We start from the raw sequence: 6031 nt of genomic DNA, 5'->3' as shown, positions 1-6031 counted from the left end.
TTGCTCCTCAGCAGCGCCCACTTCCGTTTCGGACCGGCATGGCAAAATTCAAAACAAAAACCTACATTTACAACCTGTCAAAATTCCCAGCCATATACCGATGCGTTAAAAAATTTACTGAGAGAACATGGGGGGATTGTGCCGGAGGCCTGAGCATTACTTACAAATCAACGATAAATGATCCATTGGATAAAGGGATTTTTGATCGGACTTTCATTGATCCTGTTTTTTTACGAAAAAGAAGAGGATATCCGGTATTTTCAACCTGCGACCATACCCATAGCGGATTCCTCCCGGTTGATCACTGTATCCATCAACGATTCCTTAAACCGGCAAGAAATGACTCCGAAAGAGGGTGCAGCGGGTATTCCCCTGAATTATTTTATGGATCTTCATACCGGCGTGTGCTATGATAACACGTGCCGTCCCTTGAAAATACGGGTTTACTGGAACATCACAGGCAGGTACCTGGGTTTTGAACTGCTGGATGGGGAGTACCTGAGCAAATACGACCACGAGCCCTTTTCTACGATGGAATACGAGGAATTGCATCGCCTGCTGGCAGATCCCTTTCTTCCTTTGGGCACGTATTCCCTGGAAGATTTGGTGGGTCATTCGGAGACGGATGCGCATTCAGTAGATGGGGTATCAGGAGCTACGGCTAAGGATGTGCTGGAATATGTGGTACCCGGAGCTGCCTATACGACCCATAAACTATACCAGGTAGTCCATGGTCCGGTCCAACAGCAGGTCATGGAACTGACGGAAAAACAACTTGATCCGTGTTTGTTTATCGAAATCCTGCAAAGTACGGATCAAAGTGACCGGACCTGGGCATTGGAACGGCTTGGCTTACTCCAGGAGCTAAATGAGGGGTTGATTGATGAATTGATGGGAGTATTGCTTGAGGATGAATATTTCCAGTCCTACATGGTGTTGAAATCACTTACTAGTGAACAATTGGAATCGGAGGAGTTACAGCTTCAGCTTTTCAAGCTTATCGGTAAGGTGGACCATGGCATAGAAAACCTTATTTTTGATCAATTGGCAGAAGCAGCCCATTTAGATCCGGCCGTGGTGGATCATTCAATAGAAAATCTTAGCCAGGTGAATGGTCCACAGCTGGTAAAGTTACTGAAGTTATATACGGTTCACGGTGTTAATTCAGCCAAATTAAATGAAGCACTAGGCGAAATGATACCCCATGAAAACAGTTTTGTGGAGCGTCAGGTACGGCAGTTTCTGGAGAAGCATGGCTGGAGTCCTGAGTAGTAAAGGGATGCCTGGTGCAAAGGAGAGACTATTGGTTTTTACTAGTGTGGGAGATAAATCGCTTATAGCTCCACCAATATTTAGGTAAAACTTCTAAGTCCAAATTGTTTCGCATGTTACTTTTACTAGCTGTTGATAATACGATAGTTATCGTATACTCGTAAATAGTTAATGCTATGAAAGTTACAGCCGTTATTCCTGACGAGTTGATAGCGGAAGCCATGGAATTATCCAGGGCAGATACCATCATAGAAACGGTAAAAATCGCTTTAATTGCTTACATCAGAACCCAAAAAATCAAGCAACTGGGAGCCACGGTTTTGAATGATCCATTGGCGTTTAGGTACGCTTCGAAGGAAATACGGGACTTGAATCGCGAATGAGAGGTGTTGTGTTCGATACCTCCATCTGGATGGAATACCTGAAAGGAAATCCCAAATACTTTGATGTTTGTCAGGAACTTCTTGAGAATGGCCGGGTGTTCGGCCTTGAGCTTATTTTTGCCGAACTGTTGCAAGGTGCAAAAAGCAAAAGAGAGGTAAATGGTATTCTGGAATATGCCTCGTTGGTTCCTACTTTGGATGAACCTTTTTTGGTGATGGCATCTGGTTTACTTTCGTATCATGCTGGCTTGGTTCATCATGGAGTAGGAATAATCGATGCGGTAATTTTTAATGCCGTACAGAAAAACGAACGCCAACTTTGGACCTTGGATAAAAAACTGAAGCAAATTGTGGGGTATGATTTGTTGTTTTATACTTAAAACCAACCTCAATCAATCTCCTTCCTTCAATCTCACTCAATCTCCCTCAATCTTTTTCCTTCAATCTCTAATGAAGCTGTACGAATTATACCCGTTGGCTAACCGGTCATTTGGCCTCAGAGGAAAATGCTTAGGTCATACTATAAATCCCCTTTACTTGATTTTTCCGAATTTTTCATTCAATTTAAATTCATGGAAGTCAATCCACTATCCTTTTTTCATCCCAGGGAATTGCACAACAATACGAGTGTCCTGACCATGACTGCCTATGTACTCAATGGTTTGATGGTATATTTGAACTGGCCCCGTTGGGTGGGGTACCTGTCATTACTTATTTTGACCGTTAATTTTATTCTGATAGGCATACTTTTTTACCAGGTCTTGAACGACGAAGAAGAAAGAAATACGCATACGAACTGGTTATTTGCTATTTTAAGGATGGTACTAAACCTGGTGCTCTTGTTTTTGGTACTTTACCACATGGAATTCATCTGAATGTTGCCTGTAATGAAAAAAATCGACCCTGTTTTAACCTGTTTTATTTGGTTACTTTTTCTAAACATGGGTTGGTTACAGGCCCAGCAAGCCTCACCACCCAATATCCTGATGATTGCCGTGGACGATCTGAACGATTTTATCGGCGGGATGGGCCATCCGGATGCCCTTACCCCCAATCTGGACCGCCTGATAGCCCGGGGGCTGTTGTTTGCCAATGCCCAGTGTCAGGCCCCCATGTGTAGTCCCTCCCGAATGTCCATCATGACCGGACTCAGGCCTTCCACCACAGGGATTTATGGGTTTATCGATGACAATGAAATCAAGGAAACCAACGAGGCTACCCAAAAGATCACCTTGCTGCACCAATACTTCAAGGATGCGGGCTACCACACCATGGGTGTAGGGAAAATTTTCCATAATCACGCGCCCGACGGTTTATTGGATGAAAGTGGCGGGAGGGAAGCGGGCTTTGGTCCCAAACCGGCACAAACCTTCCACTGGGATAAAAAAGGAACCTCTACCGATTGGGGAGCCTTTCCCGAGCGGGACGAGCAGATGCCCGATTACCGCTCCGCCAAATGGGCCATAGAACGCTTGCAGCGGGACTACGAGCAGCCCTTTTTTCTTTCCGTAGGTTTCCTTCGCCCCCACGTCCCCTGGCACGTGCCTCAAAAATGGTTTGACCTGTACGATACCGCACGCATTCATTACCCGCCGTACCTGGAAAATGACAGGGATGACCTGCCGCAGATAGCATTGGAAATAGACGATTTACCCATGATGCCTACCACCCGCTGGGCCATCGAAAACAGGCAATGGAAAAACATTCTTCACGCCTACCTGGCCAGTGTTTCCTTTGTGGACCACTACATCGGGGAAGTGCTCACCGCCCTCGAAGAAAGTAAACACGCCAAAAATACCCTGATAGTACTCTGGTCCGATCACGGATACCGCCTGGGAGAAAAGGGTACCTTTGCCAAAGTGGCGCTCTGGAACCGGGCTACCCTTTCTCCGCTTGTCTTTGCCGGTCCCGGTATCCCGGAAAATAAACGAGTGGATGCGCCGGTGGAGTTATTCGCGATTTATCCCACGCTGGCCGAACTCGCAGGGCTTCCAGCGCCGCCCCACATAGAGGCCCGCAGCCTTTTTCCCTTGCTGGCGGAGCCGGATAAGAACTGGCAGACCCATGCCATTAGTACCTGGGCTCGAGACAACCACGCCATCCTGACCAACGACTACCGGTACATTCGTTACGAGGACGGGGCCGAAGAATTGTACGATCTGAGGAAAGACCCCAACGAATGGTTCAACCAGGCCGCCGCGGAAATGTATGCCTCCGTCAAAGTGGAATTGAGAAAATTACTGCCGAAAACGAATGTAAAATGGGCCGAAGCCTCCCGCTACGATAATAATGACTATTTTCGAAACCAGAAAATCAGGGATAGCCAGTAAAAAAAAGCAAGGGTAGTCTTCCAAACAGTCATCGGCTTTAGGGACGGGTTGTTCGATCGGACAGGTTGCTGCAAAAATATACGAAATGCGAAAAAATGATCCTTCTGGAAACTACCGCAAAGGTACATTCGTGCTGTTGTTGCTGGTAGTTTTTCTTGCAATCACCTTTCTGTTGGATTACATCCGGATTTCCGGGTACAAGATACTTCCGGTGCGTCCGGAAAAAGAAATCAATTTGCAAATCAATGAATTGTATTACCAGTTGGCAAACGGCAAAGAAGCGGTGGATTGGGGGCAATTGGAGGGAGGGTTGGAATACATTCGAAACGAGTACGATTGTGCGGATTTTAGGCTGGTGAATCTTATCCGGATTTTGTACGAAGCGGAGGATCGCATGCCCGAATCCTATCAGAAACAAACCCAGGAGGTGTTGTTCAATTTCCGGTATTGGTGGGACGAGCCCGGGGAAAATTCCATGTGCTATTGGAGTGAAAACCACCAAATTCTCTTTGCATCTGCGGAATATTTGATTGGGCAAAAATATCCGGATCGTGTTTTTTCCAACAGTGGACTGACCGGTAGACAGCACGTAGAAAAGGCAAGGAAACGGATCCTGGATTGGTTGGAAATGCGGTGGAATTACGGGTTTACGGAGTTCTATTCGGGAACGTATTACGTAGAAGATATCGCCGCCCTGATTAATCTGATTGATTTTGCCCGGGACGAAGCGGTTGTGGTGAAAAGTAAAATGATCCTGGATTTGTTGTTTTACGACATGGCTTCCCAGAGTGCCCATACGCTATTCGTCAGTGCCAGCGGGAGGGCTTACGAAGGCAACCGAAAAGGGGGGCGTCAGTCCACGCTGGGAAGGCTGATCCATTATTTTTGGGGGGAGGGACAGGACCCGGGTCCTGGAATGACCTATGGATTGCTCAAAAGTCCGAATTACACGATCCCTACTGTTTTTTCTGAAATTGCGAAAGATTCCTCCGTTCAGGTCATCAAGCAAAGCAATGGATTGGATATTTCGGAATTGCATGCCGAAGGGTTTGGTGGGACCGATGACCGCAGCATGATGATGCAATGGGGAATGGAGGCATTTACCAATCCCGAAGTGATCCGAAATTCCCTGCACCACATTCGCACTTACCGGATGTTTTCAAACGATTTTCTGGCGGATTTTAAAATGATGGATTTTTCCCTGCTACGGTGGCTGCGGTTGGAACCCATCATTAGTCGCCTGCTTAAGCCTCAATCGGATGGGGTGGCCATTCAGAAAGGCAATACCTACACCTACCGAACCAACGATTACACCCTATACACGGCCCAGGGCTACCACCCCGGGACCTATGGGGACCAACAGCACGTCTTTGGGATGAATATTCGCAATCACTTTGGTATTTTTCATACCCACCCTGCTCTGGAAAAAGGGGTGCCCAACCAATCTCCCAACTATTGGGTGGGCTACGGGCGCATCCCCCACAGCGTGCAAGACGAAAATGTAAACCTCTCCCTGTATGCCCTCCCGGAGAAAAAGGGCTGGATGGAAATGGACTTACTGGGGTATACACATGCCTATTTCCCCACAAGCAAATTTGATTCGGCCCTGCTGGACGGGAGGTACGTCTTTGGTAAGAAAGGCGAAACCTATTGCGCCATGATCGGTGCGGAGCCTTTTGAGCTTCGGGAAGGTACCACGGATAACCTGGTCCAACATGGCAAACGAACCTATTGGATTACCGAGGCCGGTGCTGCAGGAACGGATGGCTCCTTTGCAGCTTTTGTGCAGCGGGTCAAGGCCAACCCCGTTGCGTTTGACCGGGAAGCGCTAGCATTGACCTATCGGTCAAACGGGAAGCGCTACGAATTGGCCTTTGGTAAAGACTTTGTGGTGGACGGGAAAGTGGTGGATACGAACTACCGCAGGTACGATTCCCCCTACGTACAGGCCGACCGAAAAGATCAGACGCTCACCTTTCGGTATCACGAAAAAACCCTTTTTCTGGATTTTGATGGGTTACTACGGGAAGTCAGCGACTAGTTACA

At 47.4% G+C, this 6031-nt stretch carries 6 protein-coding genes; all 6 read left to right on the top strand.

The annotated features are described in order from the left end of the window. Positions 1 to 177 precede the first annotated feature (177 nt). The 6 genes from GCU44_RS15235 (at position 178) to GCU44_RS15210 (ending at position 6026) form a co-directional block, all read left to right on the top strand. Positions 178 to 1272, top strand: coding sequence for a hypothetical protein (locus tag GCU44_RS15235; protein ID WP_154857341.1), 1095 nt, complete (start codon positions 178 to 180; stop codon positions 1270 to 1272). 176 nt (positions 1273 to 1448) lie between these two features. Next, a complete protein-coding gene (locus tag GCU44_RS15230) occupies positions 1449 to 1655 on the top strand; it encodes a type II toxin-antitoxin system VapB family antitoxin (RefSeq protein ID WP_154857339.1) in 207 nt (68 codons plus the stop codon). Beyond that, entirely contained in the window at positions 1652 to 2035 is a 384-nt protein-coding gene (locus tag GCU44_RS15225) for a PIN domain-containing protein (RefSeq protein WP_154857337.1), read from the top strand. Before GCU44_RS15230 ends, GCU44_RS15225 begins: the two co-directional genes overlap by 4 nt. 192 nt (positions 2036 to 2227) lie before the next feature. Beyond that, positions 2228 to 2530: a hypothetical protein gene (locus GCU44_RS15220; protein WP_154857335.1), complete on the top strand. Its 303-nt coding sequence runs from the start codon at positions 2228 to 2230 to the stop codon at positions 2528 to 2530. Between the two features lie 66 nt (positions 2531 to 2596). Continuing rightward, positions 2597 to 3985 carry a sulfatase gene (locus GCU44_RS15215; protein ID WP_241684972.1) on the top strand — a complete coding sequence of 463 codons (1389 nt, stop codon included), beginning with the start codon at positions 2597 to 2599 and terminating at the stop codon, positions 3983 to 3985. An 85-nt stretch (positions 3986 to 4070) separates the two neighbouring features. Next, positions 4071 to 6026 carry a hypothetical protein gene (locus tag GCU44_RS15210; protein ID WP_154857331.1) on the top strand — a complete coding sequence of 652 codons (1956 nt, stop codon included), beginning with the start codon at positions 4071 to 4073 and terminating at the stop codon, positions 6024 to 6026. Positions 6027 to 6031: the final 5 nt, after the last annotated feature.

Source organism: Cyclobacterium xiamenense (assembly GCF_009467825.1).
GTDB lineage: Bacteria > Bacteroidota > Bacteroidia > Cytophagales > Cyclobacteriaceae > Cyclobacterium > Cyclobacterium xiamenense.
The sequence above is the reverse complement of the archived record's forward strand: the minus strand, read 5'-3'. Positions and strand labels throughout refer to the sequence as shown.

Excerpts from the sequence above, each read along its gene's own strand:
- GCU44_RS15235 (WP_154857341.1), top strand. The coding sequence starts at position 178 with ATGATCCATTGGATAAAGGGATTTTTGATCGGACTTTCATTGATCCTG.
- GCU44_RS15230 (WP_154857339.1), top strand. The coding sequence starts at position 1,449 with ATGAAAGTTACAGCCGTTATTCCTGACGAGTTGATAGCGGAAGCCATG.
- GCU44_RS15225 (WP_154857337.1), top strand. The coding sequence starts at position 1,652 with ATGAGAGGTGTTGTGTTCGATACCTCCATCTGGATGGAATACCTGAAA.
- GCU44_RS15220 (WP_154857335.1), top strand. The coding sequence starts at position 2,228 with ATGGAAGTCAATCCACTATCCTTTTTTCATCCCAGGGAATTGCACAAC.
- GCU44_RS15215 (WP_241684972.1), top strand. The coding sequence starts at position 2,597 with ATGGGTTGGTTACAGGCCCAGCAAGCCTCACCACCCAATATCCTGATG.
- GCU44_RS15210 (WP_154857331.1), top strand. The coding sequence starts at position 4,071 with ATGCGAAAAAATGATCCTTCTGGAAACTACCGCAAAGGTACATTCGTG.